Annotated in this window: 26 protein-coding genes; 8 read left to right on the top strand and 18 right to left on the bottom strand. The window is 63.8% G+C overall.

Annotation, left to right across the window (positions count from 1 at the left end):
• The first annotated feature begins 137 nt into the window (after positions 1 to 137).
• The gene (locus NVV93_RS04570; protein ID WP_258253268.1) at positions 138 to 1,661 is read left to right on the top strand and encodes a fumarate hydratase; all 1,524 of its coding nucleotides are present in this window, start codon (positions 138 to 140) and stop codon (positions 1,659 to 1,661) included.
• Between the two features lie 197 nt (positions 1,662 to 1,858).
• On the opposite strand, the gene NVV93_RS04565 is transcribed toward NVV93_RS04570, so the two are convergent.
• The 8 genes from NVV93_RS04565 to NVV93_RS04530 all read right to left on the bottom strand — a co-directional run bounded on the left by NVV93_RS04565 (position 1,859) and on the right by NVV93_RS04530 (position 8,213).
• A complete protein-coding gene (locus NVV93_RS04565; RefSeq protein ID WP_258253267.1) occupies positions 1,859 to 2,098 on the bottom strand; it encodes a DUF2789 domain-containing protein in 240 nt (79 codons plus the stop codon).
• A gap of 86 nt (positions 2,099 to 2,184) precedes the next feature.
• The gene (locus tag NVV93_RS04560; RefSeq protein ID WP_258253266.1) at positions 2,185 to 2,493 is read right to left on the bottom strand and encodes a ribbon-helix-helix domain-containing protein; all 309 of its coding nucleotides are present in this window, start codon (positions 2,491 to 2,493) and stop codon (positions 2,185 to 2,187) included.
• Positions 2,494 to 2,598: 105 nt separating this feature from the next.
• Positions 2,599 to 3,180, bottom strand: coding sequence for a DJ-1/PfpI family protein (locus NVV93_RS04555; protein WP_258253265.1), 582 nt, complete (start codon positions 3,178 to 3,180; stop codon positions 2,599 to 2,601).
• Positions 3,181 to 3,264: 84 nt separating this feature from the next.
• Positions 3,265 to 3,849, bottom strand: a complete 585-nt coding sequence (locus tag NVV93_RS04550; RefSeq protein WP_258253264.1) for a DUF2846 domain-containing protein — start codon at positions 3,847 to 3,849, stop codon at positions 3,265 to 3,267.
• A 75-nt stretch (positions 3,850 to 3,924) separates the two neighbouring features.
• Positions 3,925 to 5,085 (bottom strand): phosphatidylserine/phosphatidylglycerophosphate/cardiolipin synthase family protein, encoded by a 1,161-nt coding sequence (locus NVV93_RS04545; RefSeq protein WP_258254288.1) that lies wholly within the window; start codon positions 5,083 to 5,085, stop codon positions 3,925 to 3,927.
• Between the two features lie 542 nt (positions 5,086 to 5,627).
• Positions 5,628 to 5,981, bottom strand: a complete 354-nt coding sequence (locus NVV93_RS04540; RefSeq protein ID WP_258253263.1) for an amidase — start codon at positions 5,979 to 5,981, stop codon at positions 5,628 to 5,630.
• Positions 5,978 to 7,096: a serine hydrolase gene (locus tag NVV93_RS04535; protein ID WP_258253262.1), complete on the bottom strand. Its 1,119-nt coding sequence runs from the start codon at positions 7,094 to 7,096 to the stop codon at positions 5,978 to 5,980. Before NVV93_RS04535 ends, NVV93_RS04540 begins: the two co-directional genes overlap by 4 nt.
• 232 nt (positions 7,097 to 7,328) lie before the next feature.
• A complete protein-coding gene (locus tag NVV93_RS04530; protein ID WP_258253261.1) occupies positions 7,329 to 8,213 on the bottom strand; it encodes an acyl-CoA dehydrogenase family protein in 885 nt (294 codons plus the stop codon).
• Between the two features lie 258 nt (positions 8,214 to 8,471).
• Between NVV93_RS04530 and olsB the strand changes: the two genes are divergently transcribed.
• Positions 8,472 to 9,230 (top strand): L-ornithine N(alpha)-acyltransferase, encoded by a 759-nt coding sequence (gene olsB / locus NVV93_RS04525; protein WP_258253260.1) that lies wholly within the window; start codon positions 8,472 to 8,474, stop codon positions 9,228 to 9,230.
• Positions 9,227 to 10,009 carry a lysophospholipid acyltransferase family protein gene (locus tag NVV93_RS04520; RefSeq protein ID WP_258253259.1) on the top strand — a complete coding sequence of 261 codons (783 nt, stop codon included), beginning with the start codon at positions 9,227 to 9,229 and terminating at the stop codon, positions 10,007 to 10,009. Before olsB ends, NVV93_RS04520 begins: the two co-directional genes overlap by 4 nt.
• Before the next feature lie 349 nt (positions 10,010 to 10,358).
• Here the strand turns inward: NVV93_RS04520 and NVV93_RS04515 are convergent, their stop codons facing one another.
• The gene (locus tag NVV93_RS04515) at positions 10,359 to 10,943 is read right to left on the bottom strand and encodes an ACP phosphodiesterase (protein ID WP_258253258.1); all 585 of its coding nucleotides are present in this window, start codon (positions 10,941 to 10,943) and stop codon (positions 10,359 to 10,361) included.
• Between the two features lie 169 nt (positions 10,944 to 11,112).
• Here NVV93_RS04515 and NVV93_RS04510 point away from each other — a divergent pair, with 169 nt between their 5' ends.
• The 3 genes from NVV93_RS04510 to NVV93_RS04500 are packed head-to-tail and all read left to right on the top strand — an operon-like array spanning position 11,113 to position 13,687.
• Entirely contained in the window at positions 11,113 to 11,415 is a 303-nt protein-coding gene (locus NVV93_RS04510) for a helix-turn-helix transcriptional regulator (protein ID WP_258253257.1), read from the top strand.
• Between the two features lie 42 nt (positions 11,416 to 11,457).
• Positions 11,458 to 12,624, top strand: coding sequence for an MFS transporter (locus NVV93_RS04505; RefSeq protein WP_258253256.1), 1,167 nt, complete (start codon positions 11,458 to 11,460; stop codon positions 12,622 to 12,624).
• A gap of 13 nt (positions 12,625 to 12,637) precedes the next feature.
• Complete coding sequence (locus NVV93_RS04500; protein WP_258253255.1) at positions 12,638 to 13,687, top strand: alkene reductase; 1,050 nt, start codon at positions 12,638 to 12,640, stop codon at positions 13,685 to 13,687.
• 345 nt (positions 13,688 to 14,032) lie between these two features.
• Here NVV93_RS04500 and moaE read toward each other — a convergent pair whose 3' ends face one another.
• The 7 genes from moaE to NVV93_RS04465 all read right to left on the bottom strand — a co-directional run bounded on the left by moaE (position 14,033) and on the right by NVV93_RS04465 (position 21,496).
• Entirely contained in the window at positions 14,033 to 14,488 is a 456-nt protein-coding gene (gene moaE, locus NVV93_RS04495) for a molybdopterin synthase catalytic subunit MoaE (protein ID WP_258253254.1), read from the bottom strand.
• Position 14,489: 1 nt separating this feature from the next.
• The gene (locus NVV93_RS04490) at positions 14,490 to 14,738 is read right to left on the bottom strand and encodes a MoaD/ThiS family protein (RefSeq protein ID WP_258253253.1); all 249 of its coding nucleotides are present in this window, start codon (positions 14,736 to 14,738) and stop codon (positions 14,490 to 14,492) included.
• A complete protein-coding gene (gene moaC / locus NVV93_RS04485) occupies positions 14,735 to 15,211 on the bottom strand; it encodes a cyclic pyranopterin monophosphate synthase MoaC (protein ID WP_258253252.1) in 477 nt (158 codons plus the stop codon). The genes NVV93_RS04490 and moaC overlap by 4 nt, the downstream gene beginning before the upstream one ends.
• Positions 15,212 to 15,379: 168 nt before the next feature.
• Entirely contained in the window at positions 15,380 to 16,771 is a 1,392-nt protein-coding gene (locus NVV93_RS04480; protein ID WP_258253251.1) for a PhoH family protein, read from the bottom strand.
• A gap of 241 nt (positions 16,772 to 17,012) precedes the next feature.
• Positions 17,013 to 18,023 carry a CDF family Co(II)/Ni(II) efflux transporter DmeF gene (gene dmeF / locus NVV93_RS04475; RefSeq protein WP_258253250.1) on the bottom strand — a complete coding sequence of 337 codons (1,011 nt, stop codon included), beginning with the start codon at positions 18,021 to 18,023 and terminating at the stop codon, positions 17,013 to 17,015.
• 193 nt (positions 18,024 to 18,216) lie between these two features.
• Positions 18,217 to 19,776, bottom strand: coding sequence for a long-chain-fatty-acid--CoA ligase (locus tag NVV93_RS04470; protein WP_258253249.1), 1,560 nt, complete (start codon positions 19,774 to 19,776; stop codon positions 18,217 to 18,219).
• 163 nt (positions 19,777 to 19,939) lie between these two features.
• Positions 19,940 to 21,496, bottom strand: coding sequence for a long-chain fatty acid--CoA ligase (locus tag NVV93_RS04465; RefSeq protein WP_258253248.1), 1,557 nt, complete (start codon positions 21,494 to 21,496; stop codon positions 19,940 to 19,942).
• A gap of 235 nt (positions 21,497 to 21,731) precedes the next feature.
• Between NVV93_RS04465 and yaaA the strand changes: the two genes are divergently transcribed.
• The gene (gene yaaA, locus NVV93_RS04460; protein WP_258253247.1) at positions 21,732 to 22,511 is read left to right on the top strand and encodes a peroxide stress protein YaaA; all 780 of its coding nucleotides are present in this window, start codon (positions 21,732 to 21,734) and stop codon (positions 22,509 to 22,511) included.
• 232 nt (positions 22,512 to 22,743) lie between these two features.
• On the opposite strand, the gene NVV93_RS04455 is transcribed toward yaaA, so the two are convergent.
• Positions 22,744 to 23,574 carry an ATPase gene (locus NVV93_RS04455; protein ID WP_258253246.1) on the bottom strand — a complete coding sequence of 277 codons (831 nt, stop codon included), beginning with the start codon at positions 23,572 to 23,574 and terminating at the stop codon, positions 22,744 to 22,746.
• A 305-nt stretch (positions 23,575 to 23,879) separates the two neighbouring features.
• Here NVV93_RS04455 and NVV93_RS04450 point away from each other — a divergent pair, with 305 nt between their 5' ends.
• A complete protein-coding gene (locus NVV93_RS04450; protein WP_258253245.1) occupies positions 23,880 to 24,161 on the top strand; it encodes a hypothetical protein in 282 nt (93 codons plus the stop codon).
• Positions 24,162 to 24,357: 196 nt separating this feature from the next.
• Here the strand turns inward: NVV93_RS04450 and NVV93_RS04445 are convergent, their stop codons facing one another.
• Positions 24,358 to 25,350, bottom strand: a complete 993-nt coding sequence (locus tag NVV93_RS04445) for an NAD(P)-dependent oxidoreductase (protein WP_258253244.1) — start codon at positions 25,348 to 25,350, stop codon at positions 24,358 to 24,360.
• Positions 25,351 to 25,380 lie beyond the last annotated feature (30 nt).

Genomic DNA, 25,380 nt, shown 5'->3' with positions numbered 1-25,380 from the left:
TTCAGCAACTAAGGTCGACTGTCGGCGGCTGTGCCCATTGGCGGCGGCGCGGTATACTTTCGCGCCTTTTTTCCTGACATGCGCCGGGTTCCGGTCTGGCGCTTCCTGATGTTCCCGAATTAAGAGGAGCGCGCCTCATGACCGTGATCACGCAAGAAGATCTGATTCAGAGCGTCGCCGACGCCCTGCAGTTCATATCCTACTACCACCCCCTCGACTTCATCCAAGCCATGCACGAGGCGTACCTGCGCGAAGAATCGCCGGCCGCGCGCGACTCGATGGCGCAGATCCTGATCAACTCGCGCATGTGCGCCACCGGTCATCGGCCGATTTGCCAGGACACCGGCATCGTCACCGTATTCGTCCGCGTCGGCATGGACGTGCGCTGGGATGGCGCGACCATGAGCGTCGACGACATGATCAACGAGGGCGTACGCCGCGCCTACAACCTGCCGGAGAACGTCCTGCGCGCTTCGATCCTGGCCGAACCGGCTGGTGCACGCCGCAACACCAAAGACAACACCCCGGCGGTGATCCATTACTCCCTCGTCCCCGGCGACAAGCTGGAAGTCGACGTGGCGGCCAAGGGTGGCGGCTCCGAGAACAAATCGAAGATGGCCATGCTCAACCCGTCCGACTCGATCGTCGACTGGGTGCTGAAGACCGTGCCGACCATGGGCGCCGGCTGGTGCCCGCCTGGCATGCTCGGCATCGGCATCGGCGGCACCGCCGAGAAAGCCGCGGTGATGGCCAAGGAAGTGTTGATGGAGTCCATCGACATCCATGAGCTGAAAGCCCGCGGCCCGCAGAACAAGCTTGAAGAGATGCGTCTCGAGCTGTTCGACAAGGTCAACCAGCTGGGCATCGGCGCCCAAGGCCTGGGCGGCCTGACCACCGTGCTCGACGTCAAGATCATGGATTACCCGACCCACGCCGCCTCCCTGCCGGTGTGCATGATCCCCAACTGCGCCGCCACCCGCCACGCGCACTTCGTGCTCGACGGCAGCGGCCCGGCCGAACTGGAAGCGCCGCCCCTCGACGCCTACCCGGAAATCGTCTGGGAAGCCGGCCCGAGTGCGCGCCGCGTCAACCTCGACACCCTGACCCCAGAAGACGTGCAGAGCTGGAAGCCGGGCGAGACCGTACTGCTCAACGGTAAGATGCTCACCGGCCGCGACGCCGCGCACAAGCGCATGGTCGACATGCTCAACAAGGGCGAACAGCTGCCGGTCGATCTGAAAGGCCGCTTCATTTACTACGTCGGCCCGGTCGATCCGGTCGGTGACGAAGTGGTTGGCCCGGCTGGTCCGACTACCGCCACGCGGATGGACAAGTTCACCCGGCAGATCCTCGAAACCACTGGCTTGCTGGGCATGATCGGCAAGTCCGAGCGCGGCCCGATCGCCATCGAGGCGATCAAGGACAACAAGGCCGTGTACCTGATGGCCGTCGGCGGCGCCGCCTACCTGGTCGCCCAGGCGATCAAGAAGTCCAAGGTGCTGGCCTTCGCCGAACTGGGCATGGAAGCGATCTACGAGTTCGAAGTGAAGGACATGCCGGTCACCGTGGCGGTCGACACCAAGGGCGAATCGGTGCACATCACCGGCCCGGCGATCTGGAACAAGAAGATCACCGACAGCCTGGCAGTGGAAGTGCAGTAAGCCCTTCACGCGCCATGAAAAGCCCGGCCATGCGCCGGGCTTTTTCATGGCTGTCTCGACTGAGATTCGTAGGGTGGGTTAGCCGTAGGCGTAACCCACCGAGCAGGCTGGACGCCAGTGTTCCGGGCGGCACCGCTGGTGGGTTACACCGCTTCGCGGCTACCCCACCCTACAAAAGCTCGACTGCGCTGGCCGACTCAGGCGCCTTGCGGACTGAGGCGCACCGCCAGTTCGTCGACCTCGACGGCCCAGTCCGCATCGTCACGCAACGAATTGCGCAGAAAGCTCGCCTGGGATTCGGTCCAGAACGGCGCGTCGGGCAGGCGCACGCCAGGCTCCAGCCGGTAGCTGGCGATGAAGTTATCGATGCTGGTGCGGTCCGACGGCAGGCCCAGCTGTTCAAACAACGTGGTCAACGTATGCGGGGTGGTGTCCATGGTCAGTCTCCTGGCTAGAAAGGGCTGCGCGGCAAGCTCCAGGCGTTCGACTGCATGTTCCGCTACAAGGTTCGCGCGGCTGCCGTTCAGGCCTGGGCACGCTCGGCGACCAACCTCAGCCCGGCGACTGGGTCACGCCGCTGGGCGAGGAAGCGGGTGCAGCTGACGCGCAGGAACGAGGCGAAGTTCACCACTTCGCCGCGGTAATCCATCACTTCTTCATACAGCTTGGTGATCAACTGGTTGGTGCTCATGCCATCGACTTCGGCGATCTCGCGCAGGATGTCCCAGAACTGGTTTTCCAGGCGCAAGGTGGTCACCACGCCACGAATGCGCAGGGAGCGCGAGCGCGACTCATAGAGGATAGGATCGGCCTTTACATACAGCTCGCACATGCAGCGTTCCTCGAAGGTGCCGGTTGAAGTCTAGTGGTTCCGCGCCACAACGCCGCCGCGCGAATAGAGCCTCACGGCGCAGCGTTGTGCCACTCAGCCAGTCGCTTACAGGCTAATGGTAGTGCCGAGCAGTCCGAGGAAACCAGCCAACCAGGCGGGATGCGCCGGCCAGGCCGGGGCGCTGGCCAGGTTGCCCTGCACATGAGCCTGATCCGCCGGGATGTCGATATAGGTGCCGCCGGCCAAGCCGACTTCCGGCGCACAAGCCGGATAGGCGCTGCATTCGCGGCCTTCGAGTACGCCGGCAGCGGCCAACAACTGGGCGCCATGACACACCGCGGCAAGCGGTTTCTCAGCCTTGGCGAAGGCCTTGACCAGCGCGATCACCTGGGCATTCAGCCGCAGGTATTCCGGCGAACGGCCACCCGGCACGAGTAGTGCGTCGTAGTCGTCGGCGTTGACCTGCGCGAAGTCGAAATTCAGCACGAAGTTATGCCCAGGCTTCTCGCTGTAGGTCTGATCGCCCTCGAAATCATGGATCGCGGTGCGCACGCTCTGCCCGGCAATTTTGTCCGGGCACACAGCATGCACGGTATGACCGACCATCTGCAGGGCCTGGAACGGCACCATCGCTTCGTAGTCTTCGACGTAATCGCCGACCAGCATGAGAATCTTTTTCGCGGCCATGGGAACTCCTGACAAGGGTGGGTGACGGGCGCAAAGTATTCGCCCGGCCTGCCCTTTGCGGGTAATAGGTGACTACTACGCCGACTAAAACCCCAGGCGCTGCCAGAAACCTTGCGCCGGCTCGCTCGGCTGGCTCCGCTGAATACGCGCGAACGGCTGGATCTCGCGAGTGGCGGCGATTTCCTTGCGACCCAGTTCGGCCGACACCAGCTGTAGCGGCCCATCGCTGACGTTCGCCGTCTCGGCACTTTGCGGTGGCGCATTGAGTTCGTCGTAACGCAGGAAATAGACCCCGCCGGCCTCGGCATCCAGGGTGAAACTGGTGATCTGGGTGAAGTCCAGCGGTCCACCGGCCAGCAACGTCCAATAGCTGCCAAACAGCGGCCGGCGCATCTCCAGGGCATAGCTGGCGATATCGAATTCCAAAACCAGATAGCCATTGCTCGGCAGGCTGCCGATCAACTGCTGATCGAGAAACAGCGCCGGCGCTTCCAGCTCCTCATCCGCCCACTGGCTTTTCGGGCGATAGACATAGACCAATGCATGATCATCATCGCTCAGCGCCTGTTCACGAAAGGGCTGACCATCCAGCGCGCCGAAGAACGCGCCGGGCGTGGAACAGCCGGCCAGAGTCAGGAGCAGCAGAATCAGCGGACCAAAACGGCGCATGGACGCGTCCTTGTTGTGATTGTGCAGCGAGGATAGCCAGCCGCTCCGGCCGCTGGCACCCGACAAAAGTGTGGCTCAGCGGCGGCGCCGTTCGAGCAGGTTGACTGCCACGCGATCCAGCCAGCCCCACAGCCGCTGCAGAATCCGCGCGCCCAAGGGCCGCGCCTTCCAGTGCTCCAGGGTGATTTCGCGGCTGGCTGCGAAGTCGGTTTCCAGGCACTCGGTGACTTCCCGGGTGAAATCGACATCCAGCGCCTCGAGATTGGCTTCGAGATTGAAACGCAGATTCCAGTGATCGAAATTGCACGAGCCGACGCTGACCCAATCGTCGACCAGCACCATCTTCATATGCGAGAAGCGCGGGCCGTACTCGAAGATCCGCACGCCGGCGCGCAACAACCGTGGGTAGTAGCGCTGCCCCGCGAAGCGCACCGGCGGATGGTCGGTACTGCGACTGGACAGCAACAAGCGCACGTCGACGCCACGCCGTGCCGCGTGCAGCAGCGCCCGGCGAACCTTCCAGCTGGGCAGAAAATACGGCGTGGCCAACCAGATGCGGCGTTTGCCATGGCGCACGCTGCGCACCAGCGACTGGACGATGTCGCGGTGTTGCCGGGCATCGGCGTACGCCACCCGGCCCATGCCCTGACCAAGTGGTGGCGGTGCCGGCAGATGACTGAGCCCCGGCGCCTCCTCGGGTTTCCACGGACGCTTGCCGATGCAGGCCAGCCATTGGTAATCGAACAACAACTGCCAATGGGCGACGACCGCGCCTTCCATGCTGACGAGCACTTCATGCCAGCGGCTTGGCTCCTCGTCCGGCACCCAGAACTCGTCGGTGGCACCGGTGCCGCCGACGAAAGCGATACGTTGGTCGACCACCAGTAGCTTGCGGTGATCGCGAAAGAAGTTGTTTACCCCGCGCCGCCAGTTCACCGGGTTGTACAGACGCAGCTCGATGCCCGCCTCGGCCAGCCGCAAGCGCGAAACTCTACCCAGGCGCAGACAGCCAAACCCGTCGAACAGGCAACGCACTTCCACGCCACGCGCGGCTGCCGCCACTAACGCGGTGATCAGGGCGTCGCTGCAGCGACCGTCTTCGACCAGATACAACTCGAGCACCACCAGGGCGTTGGCGGAATCGATGGCGGCAATCATCGCCGGGAAAAACTGCGGGCCGTCGATCAGCAACTTAAAGCGGTTGCCCGAGCGCCAGGGAAAGATGCTCCCCATCAGCGACTGAATATCAAGCCAGCGGCTGCGGACAGCTTGCCCAATGGGGCGGAGAACGAGGGAGTCAGCGCGGCGTCATGCTCCGCGGAGCAACTCGCCTGCGGCAGAGCCAGACCAGGGGCGAGTACGACATTCAACGGTTTGGGCATGGTATCTCTGGGCTCTGCACGGGTCAGCGCAACGATAGTCGCCTCGATTGAGCTTGCAAACCCGCCGTGGGTTCGGCGGGTTTGCAAAGATCGACTCCAATCGCCCAGAAACAGCCTGGGCCGCGCCTGCAGGATTGACTCAGAACCTGTTTACGATCTGCTGCGCGTCGGCCATATGGCGTTGAAATCGGGCTCAGAAGCCGCTTGCGGCTAACGCACTTCAGTGCGGCCCCGAAGGGGCGAGCGAAGCGAGTCATGCTCATTTACAACACGTAAACTGCGCTTCTTCGCCCGATTTATTCGCTGGCGCTCACCCTACGGGCCAGCCTTTGGCTGTTACTCCCGCTGGTCGTTGCGCCTTGTCTGGCCCTAGCTCGCGAGATCGTAAACTGGTTCTCAGGAGTCCGGCAGCGCCGCCGCTTGCGGCAGCAAACGGCAGCCTTCATGAGCACCGAGCCACGCCGCGCTTTGGGTGCTACCCAGGCCGCTGGCGGTCACGCGCTTGTTGCTCGCATCATCGAAAAACGCACTGGTCGGGATGTACTGTTTGACATAGCCGAGGCAATAGTCGGCGGGGTTGTCCATCACATAGCGGCAGGAGCAGTACTCCTTCGCCGAATAGGCGCCGATGATCGCCGGGAACGCGGCCAGGTGGCTGCGGTACTGCCAGATCAGCCCGGCGAGAATGGCCAGCAGCGCCAGCAGCAGGCTGGTGAACGGGCGACGCAGGATAAAAGGCCGATAAGTCATTGCGCGGTCTCCGGGACGAAGGCTGCCTGCACGCGGCGGAGCAGCTGATTGTGCGAATAGCTGCCGTCGCGGTCGTCGCCGTAGCGCACCACGATCAAATCCTCACTGGGAATCACATACAGCGCCTGGCCCCAATGGCCGAGCGCGGCGAAGGCATCCTCGGGAACGTCGTTCCACGGCTTGGCCGCACCGTTGATCGGCACGTTCAACCACCACTGCCCACCGGGCACCGCTTCACCGGGCTTGCGCGGATCGGCCTGAAAATTGGCGAACGGCGTGCGGTTGAAGGCGATCCAGGCCGACGGCAGCAATTGGCGCTGCTCCCAGCGTCCATCGCGCTCCATCAGCAGGCCGATGCGGGCCAGGTCGCGAGCGGTCATATAGGCATAGGACGAGGCGACGTAGGTGCCCTGCGCGTCGCTTTCCCACACCGCGCTGGTGATGCCCAGGGGCTCGAACAGCGCCGTCCACGGATAGTTCTTGTAGGCCTGCTCGCCCACCATGCCGCGCAGCGCTGCCGAGAGCAGATTGCTGTCACCGCTGGAATAGCGAAAACGCGTGCCGGGCGCCACTTCCTGGGCGATGTCGGCGGCGAACTCGGCCATGTCTCCACGTCCGCGGGTGTACAGCATGGCCACCACCGAGGAGGTCAGCGGCGCGTATTCGTAGCCTTCCTGCCAGGCCAGGCCGGAAGCCCAGTTAAGCAGATGGCCGACCTTCAACTGCGGGTGCGCAGCCAGCGCCGGGTAGTACTGGGCGGCCGCATCGTCGAGCTTGAAACGCCCGGCGCCATACGCTGCACCGAGGGTGGCGGCGAGCAGGCTCTTGCTCACTGACCAGGTCAGGTGTGGGGTGTCGCGAGTCGTCGGCCCGGCGTAACGCTCATAGATGATCTGCCCATCACGAATCACCAGTAGCGCATCGGTGCGGATGCCTTTGCGGGTGACGTCGTCGCGCTCGGCAAAGGCATAGGCCTCGAGCGCATCGAGCGCCGCATTACGCGGTGCCGGAGCGTTGCTCCAGTCGGGAATTGGCCAGGTTTCGGCACAGGCAAACGGGACGGCGGCGCACAACGCGAGCGACAGGCTCAGGCGGCGCAAGGCGGAGACGGGCATCGAAAGGCCTCTTGTGGTCAGCGAAGCGCGCACCCTAGCACGCGACCGCGACACCCAGAAGCGCGCAACGTGCCGCTTTTCGTAGCAAACGGCGCAGAAAGTCAGGGGTACGCCCGAAGCTCCCCTCTACCGTTTACGAGAGAGGGCTGGGGGAGAGGGGACAAAAGCGCAAAGCTCGTAGCCCGGATGCAATCCGGGAGACTCTCCACCCCACCCCCGGATTGCATCCGGGCTACGCGAACTGCGCCTGGGCTTTCTCCAGACGCTTGCCGCGGGCGCCGCTGGCCACGTCGAGCAGGCGACTGTCGCGCTGCCAGACGGCGGCCAACTCGGCCGGGCCGGCGGCGAACGCGGCGTCGATTTGCGCGCGCAACGCCAACTGCTGGGCGAACAAGCCACCGAGCAGGACATGGGTAACCAGGCTGCGCGCCGGCTGGCGTGCCACCTCGGCACAACCGGCCAGCAGCCCGAGCAACTGCAGGCGCAGCGCGTGCGGCCAGTCATGGGCCACGCCAATGCCGTATTGCCAGGCGCTCAGCGCGGCCATCACGTGCACATCCTCGAGGGTGCGGAACGGTTTGGTGTAGTCGTCCCAGCCGTCGCCGGCCAGGCGTTCGCAATGCGCGCCATCGAGGTGCAGACGACCGTGGCTGATATCCGGCATCAGCGGCAACGCCGGCAACGTCTCGACGCGCACGCCCGGTGTGTCGCGGTACACCACGACCAAGGCGACCCGCGGAGCATTGCCAGGGATTTCGTCGCGGGCGGCGACCAGCAGCCAGTCGGCGGCATCGGCAGCGGTGACGAAATCCTTGCGGCCATTGAGGCTCAGACCGTCCAGACGAGTCTGCAGATCGGCCGGGCGCACGCTCTTGTTCTCCGTCACGCACAACGCACCGAGGGTTGCCGGAGCGGACGGCCACAACGCACGCAAGGCGCCTTGGTAGCCGGCGAGAAACGCCAGCCCGGGCGACGCTGCCAGGCGGCCGCCGAGCACCGCCAGTTCGAACGGGCTGGCCGTCTCACCGAGGCGTTCGTGCAGCGCGACATACCAGTCATCCAGCGCGGCTGCAGCCGGCAAGTGATCGCAGGTTTCCAACAGACGCTGCCAGGGCATGGGGATTCTCCTTAGAGCCTGAACTCGATGCGCACGCCGCGAAGCGTACGGAATAAAACCGCTGAGCACGCACAGTGCGCGCGGGGGCAAATCGTCTCAATCAGGATGCGCGTGCAGCCCAGCCGAACCGCAGCTGGCCGGCTGTCACGCAAGCATCACCAATTGTTCATGGCGGTGACACCCCGACTACCTAAGTTGAGCTTGCACAACAAAGTCGACTGGCCGCAACCCATAAAGGCTGGCTTACGGAGGCTCTACATGAACCAAATTGCTCGCTCCACCCCAAGCGATGCCGCGCCACGCCGTCTGCAAGCCGAGCGCCTGACTGGCGAACATGCACTCCGCGAAGCTCAGGCGCTGCGCTTTCAGGTCTTCAGTGCCGAGTTCGGCGCCAAACTCAAGGGCGCCGAACTCGGCCTGGACATGGATGACTACGACGGCCACTGCGCGCATATCGGCGTCCGTGACCTCGCCAGCGGCCAATTGGTCGCCACCACCCGGCTGCTCGATCATCGCGCCGCGGCCAGCCTCGGTCGCTACTACAGCGAGGAGGAATTCAGCCTGCACGGTCTGGCCGGATTGCAAGGCCCGGTGCTGGAGATCGGTCGCACCTGTGTCGACCCGGCTTACCGCAACGGCGGGACCATCGCCGTGCTGTGGAGCGAACTGGCCGAGGTGCTCAACGAAGGCAGCTATCGCTACCTGATGGGCTGCGCAAGCATCCCCATGCAGGACGGCGGTATCCAGGCGCAGGCGATCATGCAGCGCCTGCGCGAACGCTATCTGTGCAACGAGCACCTGCGCGCCGAACCCAAGCTGCCGCTGCCGAGCCTGGAGGTGCCGAGCAACGTCATCGCCGAGCTGCCACCGCTGCTCAAGGCCTATATGCGCCTGGGCGCGAAGGTTTGCGGCGAGCCTTGCTGGGACCCGGATTTCCAGGTCGCCGACGTGTTCATCCTGCTCAAGCGCGACGAGCTGTGCCCGCGCTACGCCCGGCACTTCAAGGCGGCCGTATGAACCTGGCGACGCGGTTGCGCCGGTATGCGCGCATCGCCCGCCTGCTGGCGACGCTCGGCCTGGGCATCGGCTTGGCAGGTTGCGCCGCCGCGCTCGAACGGTTCGGCTACCGCCAGTTGGCGACCTGGCGCGGACGCTGGTGCCGGCGCTATCTGGTGCTGCTGAGTAAGGCCCTGCCGTTTCGCGTCGAGATGCATGGCCAGGTGCCGACAACCCCGATGTTGTGGGTCAGCAACCATGTATCGTGGACCGACATTCCGCTGCTCGGCATGCTCGCGCCGTTGGCGTTCGTGTCCAAGGCCGAGGTGCGCCATTGGCCGCTGGCCGGCTGGTTCGCGCAGCAGGCCGGCACGCTGTTCATCCGCCGCGGCGCCGGCGACAGCACGATGCTCCAGCACAGCATGGGCGAATGCCTGCGCGGCGGGCGGGCGCTGTTGCTGTTCCCCGAAGGCACCAGCACCGACGGCCGAGCGCTGCGTACCTTCCATGGTCGCCTGCTCGGCTGCGCGATCGACTCCGGCGTGGCGGTACAGCCGGTCGCCATTAGCTATCACCGCGGCGGCCAAGCCGATCATACGATCGCGCCATTCGTTGGCAACGACGATCTGCTCTCCCATCTGCTGCGCCTGTTTGCCGAGCCGCGTCTGGAAGTACGCATCGAGCTGCTCACCCCGCTCGCCAGCCACGGCGTGCAGCGTGCCGAGTTGGCGCGTCAGGCGCAGTTGGCGGTGCACACGGCGCTGTTCGGTGCCGCGCAGTCACAGCCATTGGCGGCGTGAAGAGCCCCTAACGTGAGTTTTCCAAGATTGCAGAGTCGTAGAGTGGGTTAGCCGTAGGCGTAACCCACCGCCCCTACTCGGCACGGGTGTGCATGCCCGCACCGCTTGTGGGTTACGCCGCTGCGCGGCTAACCCACCCTACAAAAGCGGTGCGCACGGCTGGAAATTTGTCCTGCTCCGGCCGCCCTTCAATCGCGAATGAATTCGCTCCTACAGCGGGGAACCAACGCCTCCGCAGATTCGTAGGGCGGGTTAGCCGCAGGCGTAACCCGCCGGCCGAACGCGGTGCTCAACGCGCGGTTGTTGGCAGGTTACGCCGCTGCGCGGCTAACCCACCCAGAAGCTGCGCTTAACCTCTTAAGACACGCGCCTCTCGGGCAAATTTCTGCAGCTCGGGATAAAAGGCCAGGAAGTCTTCGCTGAGCGGATCGTATAACCGCGCCACTTCGTCCATCACCCCATCCAGCACCTCGGGGCGCGACAGGCGGTGGCCGATATTGCCGATCACCTGGCCGATCACCGTGTAGTTCTCGTAGCTACCCAGCCAGTCCTGCGCGGCCATGCGCGGCGCCAGCAGGGCCAGACGCTCCGGCAAGGCCGGCTCGGCTTCCAGAACCCGGTACACCCGACTGGTGAACACGCCCAGCGGCTCATCGGCGAACAATGCCCAGTTGCGCGCCAGGCAATGATCGAAGAACACATCCAGGACGATGCCGGCCACCCGCCGCCGCTCGACGGGAAAGCGCGCCTTGGCCTGGATCACCAGCGGATGCTGATCGGTGAACGCGTCGATGCGCCGATGCACGCGGATTGCCGCCTCGATATCCGCCGCATAGCGTCCGGCGAGCAGGCCTTTGACGAAATCGCCGTACAGGCTGCCGAGCAATTGCGCCGGCTGCGAGCCGCCGAGATGCAGGTGGGCGAGATAGTTCATGGCGATTCCAGCGAAGACGCGCGAGGCGCATCGATGCCCTATGGTGCGCACCCAATGGGCGGCTGGGCAAATCATCATGAGCCTCGATAGTGACTATCGGTCGAATCGATCCTATATCGCTTTTGAGCGATATATAGTTCGTCGCAATCCGATATACGCCGGTTCCGCCATGACCATCGACTTCGACGAAATCATCAAAGCCCTCGCCCACCCAGTGCGCCGCGACATGCTGCATTGGTTGAAAGACCCGCAGCGGCATTTCGTCGAACAGGATCACCCGTTTGACATCGGCGTCTGCGCCGGCAAGTTCGATCAGCGCACCGGCCTTTCCCAGTCCACCGTGTCGGCGCATCTGGCGACTCTGCAGCGCGCCGGTCTGGTGACCAGTCGGAAAGTCGGCCAATGGAACTTCTTCAAGCGCAATGAACCGCTGATCGCCGAATTTCTTCGCCAGATGAGCGAACAGCTGTAGCTCACAACCTACTGCCACAACCCTCTACCTAGGAGCAGGCTCATGCCCCCTGCGCTACTCGTTCTCGCTTTGTCCGCGTTTGCCATCGGCACCACGGAATTCGTCATCATGGGCCTGCTGCCGGATGTCGCCGCCGATCTCGGCGTGTCGATTCCCGGCGCCGGTTGGCTGGTCACCGGTTACGCCCTGGGCGTGGCAATTGGCGCACCGTTCATGGCGTTGGTCACCTCGAGCTGGCCGCGCAAAGCCGCGCTGCTGTCGCTGATGAGCATCTTCATCGCTGGCAACCTGTTCTGCGCCCTGGCCAGCGACTATCAGATGCTGATGCTCGCCCGCGTCATCACCGCACTGTGCCACGGCGCCTTCTTCGGCATCGGCTCGGTGGTCGCCGCCAGCCTGGTGCCAGAAAATCGCCGCGCCTCAGCGGTGGCGCTGATGTTCACCGGCCTGACTTTGGCCAACGTGCTTGGCGTACCGCTGGGCACCGCGCTCGGCCAGGCCGCTGGGTGGCGCTCGACCTTCTGGGCGGTGACGGTGATCGGCGTGCTCGCCCTGATCGGCCTGCGGCGCGTGCTGCCCAGCAAGCGCGATGAAGAAAAAGCCGATCTGCGCAGCGAGATCCGCGCCCTGCGCAATGGCAGCTTGTGGCTGGCACTGAGCACCACGGTGCTGTTCTCCGCCGCGGTGTTCGCCCTGTTCACCTACATCGCCCCGCTGCTCGGCGAGATCACCGGCGTGTCGCCCAGCGGCGTGACCTGGAGCCTGCTGCTGATCGGCCTGGGCCTGACGCTCGGCAACGTGCTCGGCGGACGTCTGGCGGACTGGCGCTTGCAGACCACCCTGCTCGGCGTGTTCGCCAGCCTGGCCCTGCTTTCCACGCTGTTCGCCTGGACCAGCACGGCGCTGGTGCCGGCCGAAGTGACCCTGTTCCTCTGGGCCACCGCCGCGTTCGCCGCCGTCCCGGCGCTGCAAATCAACGTTGTGGCCTTCGGTGCCGGCGCACCGAATCTAGTCTCAACCCTGAATATCGGCGCATTCAACCTGGGCAATGCCCTGGGCGCCTGGATCGGCGGAGTGGTAATCGCCGAAGGTTTTGGCCTTACCCGTGTGCCGCTGGCGGCCGCGGTGCTCGCCGTACTGGCGCTGATCGCCACCCTGCTCACGTTCACCACCCGCAAAGCCGAGCCAGCATTGGCTCTGAGCGAATAAGGAGGATTTTCCCATGGCCACACTTTTCGACCCGATCCAGATCGGCGACCTGAACCTCGCCAACCGCATCATCATGGCGCCGCTGACCCGCTGCCGCGCCGATGAAGGCCGCGTACCCAACGCGCTGATGGCCGAGTATTACGCCCAGCGCGCCTCGGCCGGGCTAATCCTCAGCGAGGCCACGTCGGTGACCCCGATGGGCGTCGGCTACCCCGACACCCCGGGCATCTGGTCCGACGCCCAAGTGCGCGGCTGGAGCAACGTCACCAAGGCCGTACATGCCAACGGCGGCAAGATCATGCTGCAACTGTGGCACGTCGGGCGGATTTCCGACCCGCTGTACCTGAACGGCGAGTTGCCGGTCGCGCCCAGCGCCATCGCCGCCAAGGGCCATGTCAGCCTGATACGCCCGTTGAAGGATTACGTGACCCCGCGCGCCCTGGATACTGAGGAGCTTGCCGATATCGTCGAGGCCTATCGCGTCGGTGCCGAGAACGCCAAAGCCGCCGGTTTCGACGGCGTGGAAATCCACGGCGCCAACGGCTACCTGCTCGACCAGTTCCTGCAGGACAGCACCAACCAGCGCACCGACCAATACGGCGGCTCGATCGAGAACCGCGCCCGCCTGCTGCTGGAAGTCACCGATGCGGCGATCTCGGTCTGGGGCGCCGGGCGCGTCGGCGTGCACCTGGCACCGCGCGCCGACTCGCACGACATGGGCGACTCCGACCGCGCCGCAACCTTCGGCTATGTAGCCCGCGAATTGGGCAAACGCGGCATCGCGTTTATCTGTTCCCGGGAAAAACTCGCCGACGACAGCCTCGGCGTCGAGCTGAAAGCGGCGTTTGGCGGCGTGTACATCGCCAACGAACGCTTCACCAAGGACGCTGCCAACGCGCTGCTGGCCGACGGCAAAGCCGATGCGGTGGCGTTTGGTGTGCCGTTTATCGCCAACCCCGACCTGCCGGCCCGCTTCGCCCAGGATGCCGCGCTGAACCAGGCGCACCCGGAAACGTTCTACGCCCAGGGGCCGGTCGGTTACATCGACTACCCGCGGATGTGAGTCGTCGATAGATGGGTGAACCGCACTCTATCGCTCACGCAGAAACCAAAACGCCGCGCAATTGCGCGGCGTTTTGTTTGCTCCCTCGCCTCCAGTGGCGTAGCCCGGATGCAATCTGGGAAAAGAGTTGCCTGCCCCGGATTACATCCGGGCTACGGATTACCCCCTTGCAAACCGAGCCGGCCGCCCTCTCCCCCTGCCCCTCTCCCACAGGCGGGAGAGGGGAGCTTGAGCGAGTCTTTCCGGTGAGAGCCTCATCGCGCCGTCAACTGTGCGGCGCTTTGCTTTTGTCCCCTCGCCCCTCCGGGGAGAGGGCTAGGGAGAGGGGGCGGTCGACAGGGAATTCTAATCCTGCCGCCAACGCTTGGCGGCAGACTGGTCGCTGCAACGACCTTCGACCCAGCGCGGGCCATCGGCGGTGTCTTCCTTCTTCCAGAACGGCGCGCGGGTTTTCAGGTAATCCATGATGAAGTCGCACGCCGCGAACGCGGCCTGGCGATGGGCGCTGGCGGTGCCGACGAAGACGATCGGCTCGCCCGGCTTCAATGGGCCGACGCGATGGAGGATCTCGACCTTGAGCAGCGGCCAGCGCGTCTCGGCCTCGGCGACGATCTTCGCCAGGGCCTTTTCGGTCATCCCTGGCGCGTGCTCGAGGAGCATGCCGGAGACGTCCTGACCGTCGTTGAAATCGCGCACGTAGCCGACGAAGCCAACCACCGCGCCAACGCCGACATGCGCGGCGTGCATGGCATTCAATTCGACGCCCGGATCAAAGGCCGCGGCCTGCACGCGAATCGCCATTTCAGCCTCCCGTCACCGTGGGGAAGAACGCCACCTCGTCGCCATCCTGGACGGATTCGTCGAGGCTGCACAGCTCCTGATTGCGCGCGCACATCAGGTTCTGCTCGTCGAGCACCACCCACACCCCGCCGCGGGCGAGCAGATGCCGACGCAGGTCGTCGAGGCTGGCGAAGGCGGCCTGCCAGGCCAGCTGCTCGCCGTCGAGGCCAAGCGCCTCGCGGTAGCGGGCGAAGTACTGCACGCGAATCATTGTTGATCCTCGGCCTTGAAGTGGCCGCTCTTGCCGCCGAGCTTCTCCAGCAGGCGCACGCTTTCGATGACCATGCCGCGATCCACCGCCTTGCACATGTCATAAATCGTCAGGGCGGCGACGCTGGCGGCGGTCAGCGCTTCCATTTCCACCCCGGTCTGCCCGGCCAGCTTGCAGCGCGCTTCGATGCGCACGGCATCTTCGCCACAGGCTTCGAGCTGGACTTTAACGCTGGTGAGCATCAGCGGGTGGCACAGCGGGATGAGATCGGAAGTTTTCTTCGCCGCCTGGATGCCGGCGATACGCGCCACGGCGAATACATCGCCCTTGGGATGCGCGCCGTCGACGATCATCCGTAAGGTTTCCGGACGCATGCGCACCAGCGCTTCGGCCACCGCCTCACGGGAAGTCACCGCTTTGTCGGTGACATCGACCATGTTGGCGCGGCCTTGGGAATCGAGATGGGTCAACACAGCGGGGTCTCCTCAAGCGGGCCGGTGGCAGCCCGCGGCTGGAGAATTGTATACAAAAAACCGCCTGGATCGGCGAGTGCCGTCCGGCGGCAGTCCATAGCCCGGATGCAATCCGAGGAAGCCGACCACTCCACCTCCCCGGATTGCATCCGGGCTACCTATGGCGCGTTACATATTGGCTTCGGCGTATTCCGCGAGGATCGAGCGCGGCACCCCTTGCAGGGTGATGTGCACACCGTGCGGGAAGTCCTTGAAGCGCTCGGTCAGGTAGGTCAGGCCCGAGCTCGGCGCCGACAGGTACGGCGTGTCGATCTGCGCCAAGTTGCCGAGGCAGACCACCTTCGAGCCGGTGCCGGCGCGGGTGATGATGGTCTTCATCTGGTGCGGGGTGAGGTTTTGGCATTCGTCGATGAGGATCAGGCTCTGCTGGAAGCTGCGCCCGCGAATGTAGTTCAGCGATTTGAACTGCAACGGTACCTTTTGCAGGATGTAGTCGACGCTGCCGTGGGTGCTCTCATCGTCCATGTGCAGGGCTTCGAGGTTGTCGGTGATGGCGCCGAGCCAAGGTTCCATCTTCTCCGCCTCGGTGCCGGGCAGGAAGCCAATTTCCTGGTCCAGACCCTGCACGCTACGGGTGGCGATGATGCGCCGGTAGCGCTTGCTGACCATGGTCTGCTCAATCGCCGCGGCCAGCGCCAGAATGGTTTTACCCGAGCCGGCGGCGCCGGACAGGTTGACCAGATGAATGTCCGGATCGAGCAAGGCATACAACGCCAGCGCCTGATAAATATCCCGCGGACGCAGCCCCCAGGCTTCCTGATGCATCAGCGGTTCCTGATGCAGATCGAGGATCAGCAACTCGCCGCCTTCGATGCCCTTGATCCAGCCGACGAAACCTTGCGCATCGACGATGAATTCGTTGATGTGCACCGCCGGCAAATTATCGGTGAGCTGCACGCGGTGCCAGGTACGACCGTGGTCCTGGCGGGTTTCCACGGTGCTGACGCGGTCCCAGAAGGAGCCGTCGAGGGTGTGATAGCCACGCGGTAACAGGGAAATATCGTCGACCAGTTGGTCGGTGTGGTAGTCCTCGGACTCGATACCGCAGGCCCGCGCCTTGAGGCGCATGTTGATGTCCTTGGTGACCAAGACCACGGACAGACCATGTTTGCGGCTCTTCAGCTCGACCAGTTGATTGATGATTTTGTTGTCGTTGAGGTCTTCCGGCAGCCAGGTGATCGGCTCGGCACGCTTGCTCATCAGAATCGACAGGAAGCCGCAACTGCCGCCGGTTTCCCTCGGGATGGGCACACCGTGCTCGACTTCATCGGGATTGGCCCCGCCAAGGATCTTGTCGATCAGGCGAATGGCCTGGCGGCATTCGGCGGCGACGCCTTGCTTGCCGGTTTTGAGCTTGTCCAGTTCCTCCAGAACCGTCATGGGGATGGCGACGTGGTGCTCTTCGAAGTTGAGCAAGGCATTGGGATCGTGGATCAGCACATTCGTATCGAGGGCGTAGAGCGTCGGGGCGGTGCGGCTTGAGCGTCCGTGGTCATCCATACTCGGTCACCTTCTGATAGGGCCAGGCGACGGAATGCCGAAACGGCGCTCCGCCGCAGAGAGACCGCCGCCTTCTCGGGCCGCGGCGCAAGAAGTGCAAGCAAGGTATGGGCCGATGGCCGCCACCTGTGTCTGCAGGGTTCGACGGTCTACCTCGTTAATACTCCAATAAAGATGACAGTAAAAAGCACTTTTTACCCGATGCCGGCTTTTTTCTCAGAGCGACGAAAAGCCCTTGGCGCTAGCGGAAACGACCGTTAAAGTCCGAAGTCCTACCCCCGGTATCCTGCTCCTGGATGCCGCAGCGATTGACCTCCACCGTCACATGCACCAACTCCCTGAAAACCGCCAGGCAAGCCTTGTAGCGGTCGGCCGGGATATCGCTGTGGGTCACCAGGCTGATAATGCAGGCGTACTGCGCGCGCCCGACCCGCCACAGGTGCAAATCGGTCACTTCGGTATCGTCCTCGCGCTCCACGGCGGTGCGCACCTGCTGCACCAGCGGGCTGTCCATCTCCCGGTCGAGCAACACTTTGCCGGTGTCGATCAGCAGGCCCTTGATCCACAGGGCGATGAGCAGCGAACCGACCAGGCCCATCAGCGGGTCCAGCCAGTTCCAGCCGAACAGCTTGCCACCGAGCAAGGCGACGATCGCCGCCACCGAGGTCAGCGCATCCGCCAGCACGTGCAGGAACGCCGCATGGCGATTGAGGTCTCGGCCGATATCCGCCACCTGATCGTGATCGTGATCGTGATCGTGATCGTGATCGTGATGAGCATGCCCGTGGTGATGCTCGTGCTGGTCGCGCAACAGCCAGGCCGACCAGAGGTTGACCGCCAGCCCCAAGCCGGCAATCCACAACGCCTGATCGAAGGCGATCTGCGCCGGCGACCACAATCGCCACAGCGACTCGACCGCCATCAGCACCACCACAACCACCAGCAATACCGCGCTGGCAAAGCCGGCGAGTACCTCGATCTTCCAGGTGCCGAACGCAAAACGCGGGTCATCCACGTAACGCCGGGCCAGCAGATAGGCCAGTGCACTCAAACCGATGGCAACCATGTGCGAGGCCATGTGCCAACCGTCAGCCAGCAGCGCCATGGAGTTGAACCAGTAACCGGCGGCAATCTCCACCAGCATGGTTACCCCGGTCAGCGCAGCGACCCGCCAGGCTTGTCGTTCGGCACCCGACTCAAGCGGGCGGTAATCGTGGGAAGGCTCCCAGCGCGAATGGTTGCAGGCCGTCATCTCGGCTCCTCATCAAGGCAGGTACTGATGAGATGGTATAGCCGCAGCCAGAAGAAAAAACGCCGCGACCGCCCCACTTACGGGTCGATCACGGCGTTGAGAAGCTTCCTGTAGGAACGAATGAATTCGCGAACATGGCAACACCTCGTTGCCCCATCGCGAATGAATTCGCTCCTACAGATGCGCGCTGCGCTTAGTTGACGGCGCGAGTCCGGCCTTCCCAGTAGGGCGCGCGCAAATCCTTCTTGAGGATCTTGCCGGCGCCGGACAGCGGCATGCTGTCGCGGAATTCGACGGTCTTCGGGCACTTGTAGCCGGCGATGAACTCGCGGCAATGGCTGCGCAGGTCTTCTTCGCTGGCCATGGCACCGGGCTTGAGGATGACCACCGCGTGCACCGCCTCGCCCCAGGTGTCGTGGGGAACGCCGATCACCGCGCAGAGCGCCACCGCCGGGTGCTTGCCCAGGGCGTTCTCGACCTCGGCCGAGTACACGTTCTCGCCGCCGGTGACGATCATGTCCTTGACCCGGTCGACGATGAAGATATAGCCCGCGTCGTTCATCCAGGCGGCGTCGCCGGTACTAAACCAGCCATTCTGGACGGACTTGGCGGTTTCCTCCGGCTTGTTCCAGTAGCCCTGCATCAGCGACGGGCCCTTGATGAGGATCTCGCCGACACCACCGCGCGGCAGCTCCTGACCCTGTTCGTCGGCAATCTTCAGCTGCAGGCCGGCGATGGCCTTGCCGGCCGAGAGGTACAGACCGTTGGCACGCCCTTCCGGGCCATGGTTCTCATGCAGATTGAGCGTCACCACCCCGGCGTTCTCGGTCATGCCATAGGCGTGGGTGAACTCGATGCCGGCAGGCAGCAGTTCTATCGCCCGTTCGAGCACGGCGGCATTCATCGGTGCGGCGCCGTAGCTGATGCGTTTGAGGCTGCTCAGGTCGGTTTCGGCGAACTTGGGATGCGCTAACAAGGCCTGGAGCATGGTCGGCACCAACAGGGCTTCGGTGATTCGCTCGCGCTGAATGGTTTCCAGCACTTCGACCGGTTCGTAGTAGGGCAGATAGGCATTGGTCGCGCCGGCGATCACGCGCTGGGCGACCAGCCCCATGCCAGCGACATGGAACATCGGCGAGGTGATCAGCACCAACGAATCATTGGCCACCGGGCAGGAGGTCATGCGCATCATGGCGCAGGACCACAGGCCCTGGTGCGACAGCATCACGCCCTTGGGCAGGCCGGTGGTGCCGCCGGTATACATGATCAGCGCCAGGTCGTCACCGCCGTGACAGGTGTCTTCCATCGGCGTGGAGTCGAGGATCAGGCGCTCGTACGACAGCATGCCGGCTGGTGTTTCACCGTCGCCGGCATGGATGATGATGGGCTTGCGCCGGGCAGTGGCGAGAATGCCCTCGACCAGCGGCAGGTGATGGTCGTCGACGATCAGGATCTTGGTGTCACAGTCATCCAGCGAATAGACAATCTCCGGCACGCTCCAGCGGAAGTTCACTGGGTTGAGCACCGCGCCCATCCACCAACCGGCCAGCATGTATTCCTGATAACGGTCGGAGTTGAACGCCAGCATGCCGACCCGCTCCCCCGCCTGCAGGCCCAGGCCACTCAACCCGGCCGCCAGGCGCGCGACACGGTCGACCAGCTCGCGATAGGTACGGCGCCGGCCGCGGAAGATGGTGGCGACTCGCTCGGGAGTCATCTGCAGGGAAATGTGCAGGCCATGGGTCAGGTGCATGGGGAAACCTCAACAGCGTAGTTTCTTATGGATGGTCAGCATCCTAAGAGCATATGCCCATCGGGGGCATGGCCCGAACGAATGATAGCGACCGACTCGCCGGCATGGTCCAAACGAACCAAGCCCCTGACGCACCGAGGCACATGGGGCGGTCGCCGGGGGATCAGTTGACGCCCTTGCCTTTGCCTTTCCAGTAGGGCTCGCGCAGGTCGCGCTTGAGGATCTTGCCGGCGCCGGACAGCGGCAGGCTGTCACGAAACTCGATGCTCTTCGGGCACTTGTAGGCGGCAATAAGCTCGTGGCAATGCCGGCGCAGCTCATCGTCGTCGGCTTGGGCACCGGGCTTGAGCGTGACCACTGCGTGCACCGCCTCGCCCCAGATATCGTGGGGGATGCCGATCACCGCGCACATGGCGATCGCCGGATGCTTGGCCAGGGCGTTCTCGACCTCCGCCGAATAGACGTTCTCGCCGCCGCTGATGATCATGTCCTTGACCCGGTCGACGATGAACACATAGCCCTGCGCGTCCATGTAGGCGGCGTCACCGGTGTACAGCCAACCGTCCTTGAGCGCCTTGGCGGTCTCCTCCGGCTTGTTCCAGTAGCCCAGCATCACGGTCGGGCCCTTGCAGATGATCTCGCCCACGGTGCCACGCGGCACTTCGTTACCCTGCTCGTCGACGATCTTTGCGGTGAGGCCGACCAGCGGCCTGCCGGCAGAACGGTACAGGCCGCTGGCGCGGGCTTCCGGACCATGGTTTTTCGGTGGATTGATAGTGATCACCGGCGAATTCTCGGTGAGCCCGTAGGTGTGATAGAACTGCGTCTGCGGCAGCACTGCCAGCGCATGTTCGAGCACCGTGGCGTTGATCGGCGAAGCACCGTAGGCGATGCGTTTGAGGCTGCTGAGGTCGAATTCCTTGAAGCGCGGGTTGGCCAGCAGGATCTGCAGCATGGTCGGCACCAGCATGATCTCGGCGACCTTCTCGCGCTGGATGGTCTCCATCACCTCGATCGGCTCAAAGAACGGCACATAGGCGTTCGCCTCGCCCTGGATCACCCGCGCGGCGACCCGCGACAGGCCGGCGGTGTGGAACAGTGGGGCGACGTTCAGGCACACGGTATCGTTCAGCGGCTCCAGCGCAGCCATGCGCATCAGCGCGCTGGTCCACAGGTTGGCGTGCGACAGCATCACGCCCTTGGGCAGGCCGGTGGTGCCCCCGGTGTAGAGGATCACCGCGAGGTCATCGCCACCGCGCCAGCTGTCCTCAATCGGCGCGGACTCGGCAATTAGTCGCTCGAACGACAGCATGCCGGCCGGCGCTTCGCCGTCGTCGGCGTGAATCAGGATCGGCTTGCGTTTGGCGCCGGCGACGATCGCCTCGACCAGCGGCAGGTGGGCGTTGTCGACAATCAGCACGCTGGTGTCGCAGTCATCCAGCGAGTAGATGATTTCCGCCGCGCTCCAACGAATGTTCACCGGGTTGAGCACCGCGCCAGCCCACCAGCCGGCCAGCATGTATTCCTGGAAGCGATCAGAGTTGAGCGCCAGCATGGCGATCCGCTCGCCGCTCTTTACACCTAGGTCCTGCAGACCACCGGCCAGCCGTGCGACGCGCTCACCGTGCTCACGGTAGGTGCGATAGCGACCACGATAGATGGTCGCAACGTTCTCCGGCGTCATCTGCAACGACGTGTGTAGGCCTTGTGTCAGGTGCATGGATCACTCCCGCGGTTGTTTTTATTAAGCGCATATCCTAGAACCCACCCGCGCCGACGGGCATAGACCAAAGGGGCGATAGTCTGCCCAGATGGCCCATGGTCCGAATGAACCAGCCCTCTCCGTAGCGGCTGTGCCGGCCCCGTGTCGATATCGGAGAGCACGCTTCATCAGTCGCAGGCGCGCAACGGGACTCAAGCCGGTAGAATCCGCCATCGCTTCAAGGAGTAGCCCCATGCTGATGGTGATTTCCCCGGCCAAGACCCTCGACTACGAGACGCCGCCGACCACCCCGCGCTTTACCCAGCCCGAATACCTCGACCACGCCCAGGAACTGATCGGCCAGCTGCGCGAACTGACCCCGCCGCAGATCGCCGAGCTGATGCACCTGTCCGACAAGCTCGCCGGCCTGAATGCCGCGCGCTTCGGCAGTTGGCATCCGCAGTTCACGCCCAGCAATGCCAAGCAGGCGCTGCTGGCATTCAAGGGCGATGTCTATACCGGGCTGAACGCTGAGGACTTCAGCGAGGCCGACTTTGATTTCGCCCAAGAACACCTGCGCATGCTCTCCGGCCTGTATGGCGTGCTGCGCCCGCTCGACCTGATGCAACCGTATCGCCTGGAGATGGGCACCAAGCTGGCCAATGCGCGCGGCAAGGATTTGTATGCGTTCTGGGGCGAGCGCATCAGCGGCTGGTTGAATGAGGCGCTAGCAGCCCAGGGCGATCAAGTGCTGCTCAATCTGGCATCCAACGAGTACTTCGGCGCGGTGCAGCGCAAGGTCTTGAGCGCGCGGATCATCGACACCGAATTCCGCGACCTGAAAAACGGCCAGCACAAGATCATCAGCTTCTACGCCAAGAAGGCTCGCGGTCTGATGGCTCGCTATGTGATCAAGCAGCGCCTGACTGATCCTGCTGGCCTGAAGGATTTCAGCGAGCAGGGCTATCGCTATGCGCCGCAGCTGTCCAGCAGCGACAAGCTGATCTTCCTGCGCGATACGCCCGCAGATTGATCAGTTAGAGCCGTGCAAACAAAAAGCCCCGCAATTGCGGGGCTTTTTTTGGCCGGGGGAAACGCGATCAGTTCGTAGGGTGGGTTAGCCGTAGGCGTAACCCACCGAGCAGGCTGGACACCGGTGTCCTAGGTGACGCCGCTGGTGGGTTACGCCGCTGCGCGGCTAACCCACCCTACAAAAGCGATGCACAACACTTAATGGGTACATTTGTTTACAGGGCGAAACGCGATCAGCGGGCGTTGAGCTGCTGCTGAAGGTTCTGCACCTGCGCTTGCAGGGCGCTGATGTTTCGCGTGACCTGGGCGCGGAAGGCGTCGAACTCGGCGGTGCTGCTCTGCCCTGCACGGTTTTCCTGCTGGCTTTTCAGCACCAGCAAATCCTCTTCCAGACGGCCGATGGCGACGTTGGGGTTACCTTGCTTTTTCAGCGATTCGACGGCGCTGCTCAGACCGTCCAGCTGCGCAGCGAGCTTGCTCTGCTCGCCCTGCGCGCCTTTCAAGATGGCCTGTTCATTAACCAGTGCCTGCAGTTTGTCGGCGAGTTTACCGTCGGCATCCTGCTGCGCCTTGAGATCGCCGCTCAGTTGCTCGAAGCGCTTGCCGTGCCCGCCCTGCTGACCGCTCAACGTCTGCAGTTGGCGACTCAACTCACTGACCTGACTATCCAGCTTTTTGACCTGCAGGCGCAGCGCTTCGCTGCCGGTAGTCACGTTCGACTCGGTGGCCACCACCTTGCCGGAAATATCCTTGATCCGCCCAGCCGCTTCCTCACTGATGCGCGCGAAGCTTTCCTGGGTGGCCACCAACTGCTGGCTCATCAAGCCGATCTGCTGATGGCTCCACCAGCCCAAGCCGCCCAAGGCGATAACCAAGGCGCCGACCAGTGCCCACAGCGGCCCGGTATTGACGCTTTTGACCGCAATCGGCGTGTGATTGGCGTGGTGGTGATTGTTGGCGTAATCGCCTTCATGCGCCCGGGCAGAGCCGGCGAATGTGTGATCACGCGAGTCGGTGGTCAGGCTGGGCAAGTTATCCAGTTCGTCGAGAGCATCGTTACGCATGGGTGAACCTTCAGGAGAGTGCGGTCGCACGCAGTGCCGCGAAGTATACCGTGAAGCACCCGGCCCATCAGCGCCGCGCTAGGGAAGTGCGCTGCGCACCGCGACAGAGCGTCATCAGCCAGTCGACCGCCCTGCAGCCCTTTAGTTTCGCGTTTTGAGAACTGGTACAGCATTTGCTAATTCCCTTGCGAGGCGTCTAGGAGGCGCCTTGCAGGATGAAGCGACAACAGGCACGGCATAGCGTGCGCTTCATCGAGCGGTTCACGGATGAACGACTCGCAGCATTCTCTCTCGGGGACTCATGCATGGAACTGACCAAGGCTGTACTGGACTGCATGCAGGTATTGCGGCGCCGGTTGCGTGAAGAACAAGCAGTGGATATTCGCCTGAGCCAACCCGGCGCGGTGCCCAGCATGCTGGCCGCCTGCGCAGACTCGACGAACGAGGAAACCCGCCTGCTGGGCGAACGCCTCAGCGAACTGTGCGGCATCCGCCTGGTGCAACCGGCCCCGCCACCGGCGCCGATGTTGAGCGAAGCCGAACTGATCGAAAAATACACCCGTTATATGGGTCCGCTGCGCGGCTAAGAGCCTGTTCACGATCTGCTGCGCGTCGGCCGTACTGCGTTAAAAACCGGGCTCAGATGCTTATTTACCCTCCGTTCTTCGCCCGTTTTATTCGCTGGCGCTCACCCTACGGGCCAGCCTTTGGCTGTTACTCCCGCTGGTCGTTGCGCCTTGCACGGCTCTAGCTCGCGAGATCGTGAACAGCTCTAAGGCAGCGTCAGTGCGGCTGGACAGCGCGCCACCAGGTGCAGAATTCGTCCAGTGCGGTCCACAGGCTGACCTGTGGATCGTAATCCAGCTCCGCGCGGGCTCGGCTGATATCCAGGGAAAAATCCTTGGCCATCACCGCCACCCCGAGGCGGAACAGACTCGGCTCCGGCCTCCCGGGTAATAGCTTGCAGACACTTTCGTTAAGCACTGCCGCGCCATATGCCAGGGCGTAGGGCATGTGCCGCGTCACCGGCGGCAAGTCGAGTTGGCGCAACACGTAATTGACCACGTCCCACAGCGGAATCGGCGCACCGTTGCTGATGTTGTAGACCTTGCCGAGCGCCGGCCCGGCGGCCAGCAGACTGCTGAACAGCGCATCATTGAGGTTGTGCACGCTGGTGAAATCGACCTTGTTCAGGCCGTTGCCGATGATCGACAAGCGCCCCTTGCGGTGCATGGCGATCAGCCGCGGGAAGATGCTCGTGTCGCCCGCGCCGGTGACGAACCGCGGACGCAGGGCGATCACCTCCAGGCCAAACTCCTCGGCGCCGAAGACTTTCTGCTCGGCGAGGTATTTGGTGGCGCCGTAATGATCGACGAACGTGGTCGGCACCTGCTCTTCGCGCAAGCCGACATGCGACTGACCGTCGAAATACACCGACGGCGAGGACAGATGCACCAGGCGCCGCACGCCTTGCTTGAGGCAGGCTTCGACGACGTTCTCGGTGACCGTGACGTTGGCCTGGTAGAAATGCTGATACTTGCCCCACACGCCCACCGCGCCGGCGCAATGCACCACCGCCTCGACATCCTGGCAAAGGCGCTGGACCAGCTCGGGATCGGACAGATCGCCCTGAATGAATTCGGCGCCGCGCTTGACCAGATGCTCGACCGCCTCGGGCCGGCGACCGTTGACCCGCACGCTCAAGCCCTGTTCCAGAGCAAAGCGGGCAAAACGTCCGCCAATGAAACCGCTCGCGCCGGTTACCAGAATCTTCATGCCTGCCGTCCTTTGTCTTGTTGTGCCTGC

Origin of the sequence: Pseudomonas sp. LS44, from assembly GCF_024730785.1 — a bacterium.
Taxonomy (GTDB): domain Bacteria; phylum Pseudomonadota; class Gammaproteobacteria; order Pseudomonadales; family Pseudomonadaceae; genus Aquipseudomonas.
The sequence above is the reverse complement of the archived record's forward strand: the minus strand, read 5'-3'. Positions and strand labels throughout refer to the sequence as shown.

Bases quoted from the DNA above. Each gene is read 5' to 3' on its own strand.
- NVV93_RS04570 (WP_258253268.1), top strand. From the start codon at position 138: ATGACCGTGATCACGCAAGAAGATCTGATTCAGAGCGTCGCCGACGCC.
- NVV93_RS04565 (WP_258253267.1), bottom strand. From the start codon at position 2,098: ATGGACACCACCCCGCATACGTTGACCACGTTGTTTGAACAGCTGGGC.
- NVV93_RS04560 (WP_258253266.1), bottom strand. From the start codon at position 2,493: ATGTGCGAGCTGTATGTAAAGGCCGATCCTATCCTCTATGAGTCGCGC.
- NVV93_RS04555 (WP_258253265.1), bottom strand. From the start codon at position 3,180: ATGGCCGCGAAAAAGATTCTCATGCTGGTCGGCGATTACGTCGAAGAC.
- NVV93_RS04550 (WP_258253264.1), bottom strand. From the start codon at position 3,849: ATGCGCCGTTTTGGTCCGCTGATTCTGCTGCTCCTGACTCTGGCCGGC.
- NVV93_RS04540 (WP_258253263.1), bottom strand. From the start codon at position 5,981: ATGACTTATCGGCCTTTTATCCTGCGTCGCCCGTTCACCAGCCTGCTG.
- NVV93_RS04535 (WP_258253262.1), bottom strand. From the start codon at position 7,096: ATGCCCGTCTCCGCCTTGCGCCGCCTGAGCCTGTCGCTCGCGTTGTGC.
- NVV93_RS04530 (WP_258253261.1), bottom strand. From the start codon at position 8,213: ATGCCCTGGCAGCGTCTGTTGGAAACCTGCGATCACTTGCCGGCTGCA.
- olsB (WP_258253260.1), top strand. From the start codon at position 8,472: ATGAACCAAATTGCTCGCTCCACCCCAAGCGATGCCGCGCCACGCCGT.
- NVV93_RS04520 (WP_258253259.1), top strand. From the start codon at position 9,227: ATGAACCTGGCGACGCGGTTGCGCCGGTATGCGCGCATCGCCCGCCTG.
- NVV93_RS04515 (WP_258253258.1), bottom strand. From the start codon at position 10,943: ATGAACTATCTCGCCCACCTGCATCTCGGCGGCTCGCAGCCGGCGCAA.
- NVV93_RS04510 (WP_258253257.1), top strand. From the start codon at position 11,113: ATGACCATCGACTTCGACGAAATCATCAAAGCCCTCGCCCACCCAGTG.
- NVV93_RS04505 (WP_258253256.1), top strand. From the start codon at position 11,458: ATGCCCCCTGCGCTACTCGTTCTCGCTTTGTCCGCGTTTGCCATCGGC.
- NVV93_RS04500 (WP_258253255.1), top strand. From the start codon at position 12,638: ATGGCCACACTTTTCGACCCGATCCAGATCGGCGACCTGAACCTCGCC.
- moaE (WP_258253254.1), bottom strand. From the start codon at position 14,488: ATGGCGATTCGCGTGCAGGCCGCGGCCTTTGATCCGGGCGTCGAATTG.
- NVV93_RS04490 (WP_258253253.1), bottom strand. From the start codon at position 14,738: ATGATTCGCGTGCAGTACTTCGCCCGCTACCGCGAGGCGCTTGGCCTC.
- NVV93_RS04480 (WP_258253251.1), bottom strand. From the start codon at position 16,771: ATGGATGACCACGGACGCTCAAGCCGCACCGCCCCGACGCTCTACGCC.
- dmeF (WP_258253250.1), bottom strand. From the start codon at position 18,023: ATGACGGCCTGCAACCATTCGCGCTGGGAGCCTTCCCACGATTACCGC.
- NVV93_RS04470 (WP_258253249.1), bottom strand. From the start codon at position 19,776: ATGCACCTGACCCATGGCCTGCACATTTCCCTGCAGATGACTCCCGAG.
- NVV93_RS04465 (WP_258253248.1), bottom strand. From the start codon at position 21,496: ATGCACCTGACACAAGGCCTACACACGTCGTTGCAGATGACGCCGGAG.
- yaaA (WP_258253247.1), top strand. From the start codon at position 21,732: ATGCTGATGGTGATTTCCCCGGCCAAGACCCTCGACTACGAGACGCCG.
- NVV93_RS04455 (WP_258253246.1), bottom strand. From the start codon at position 23,574: ATGCGTAACGATGCTCTCGACGAACTGGATAACTTGCCCAGCCTGACC.
- NVV93_RS04450 (WP_258253245.1), top strand. From the start codon at position 23,880: ATGGAACTGACCAAGGCTGTACTGGACTGCATGCAGGTATTGCGGCGC.
- NVV93_RS04445 (WP_258253244.1), bottom strand. From the start codon at position 25,350: ATGAAGATTCTGGTAACCGGCGCGAGCGGTTTCATTGGCGGACGTTTT.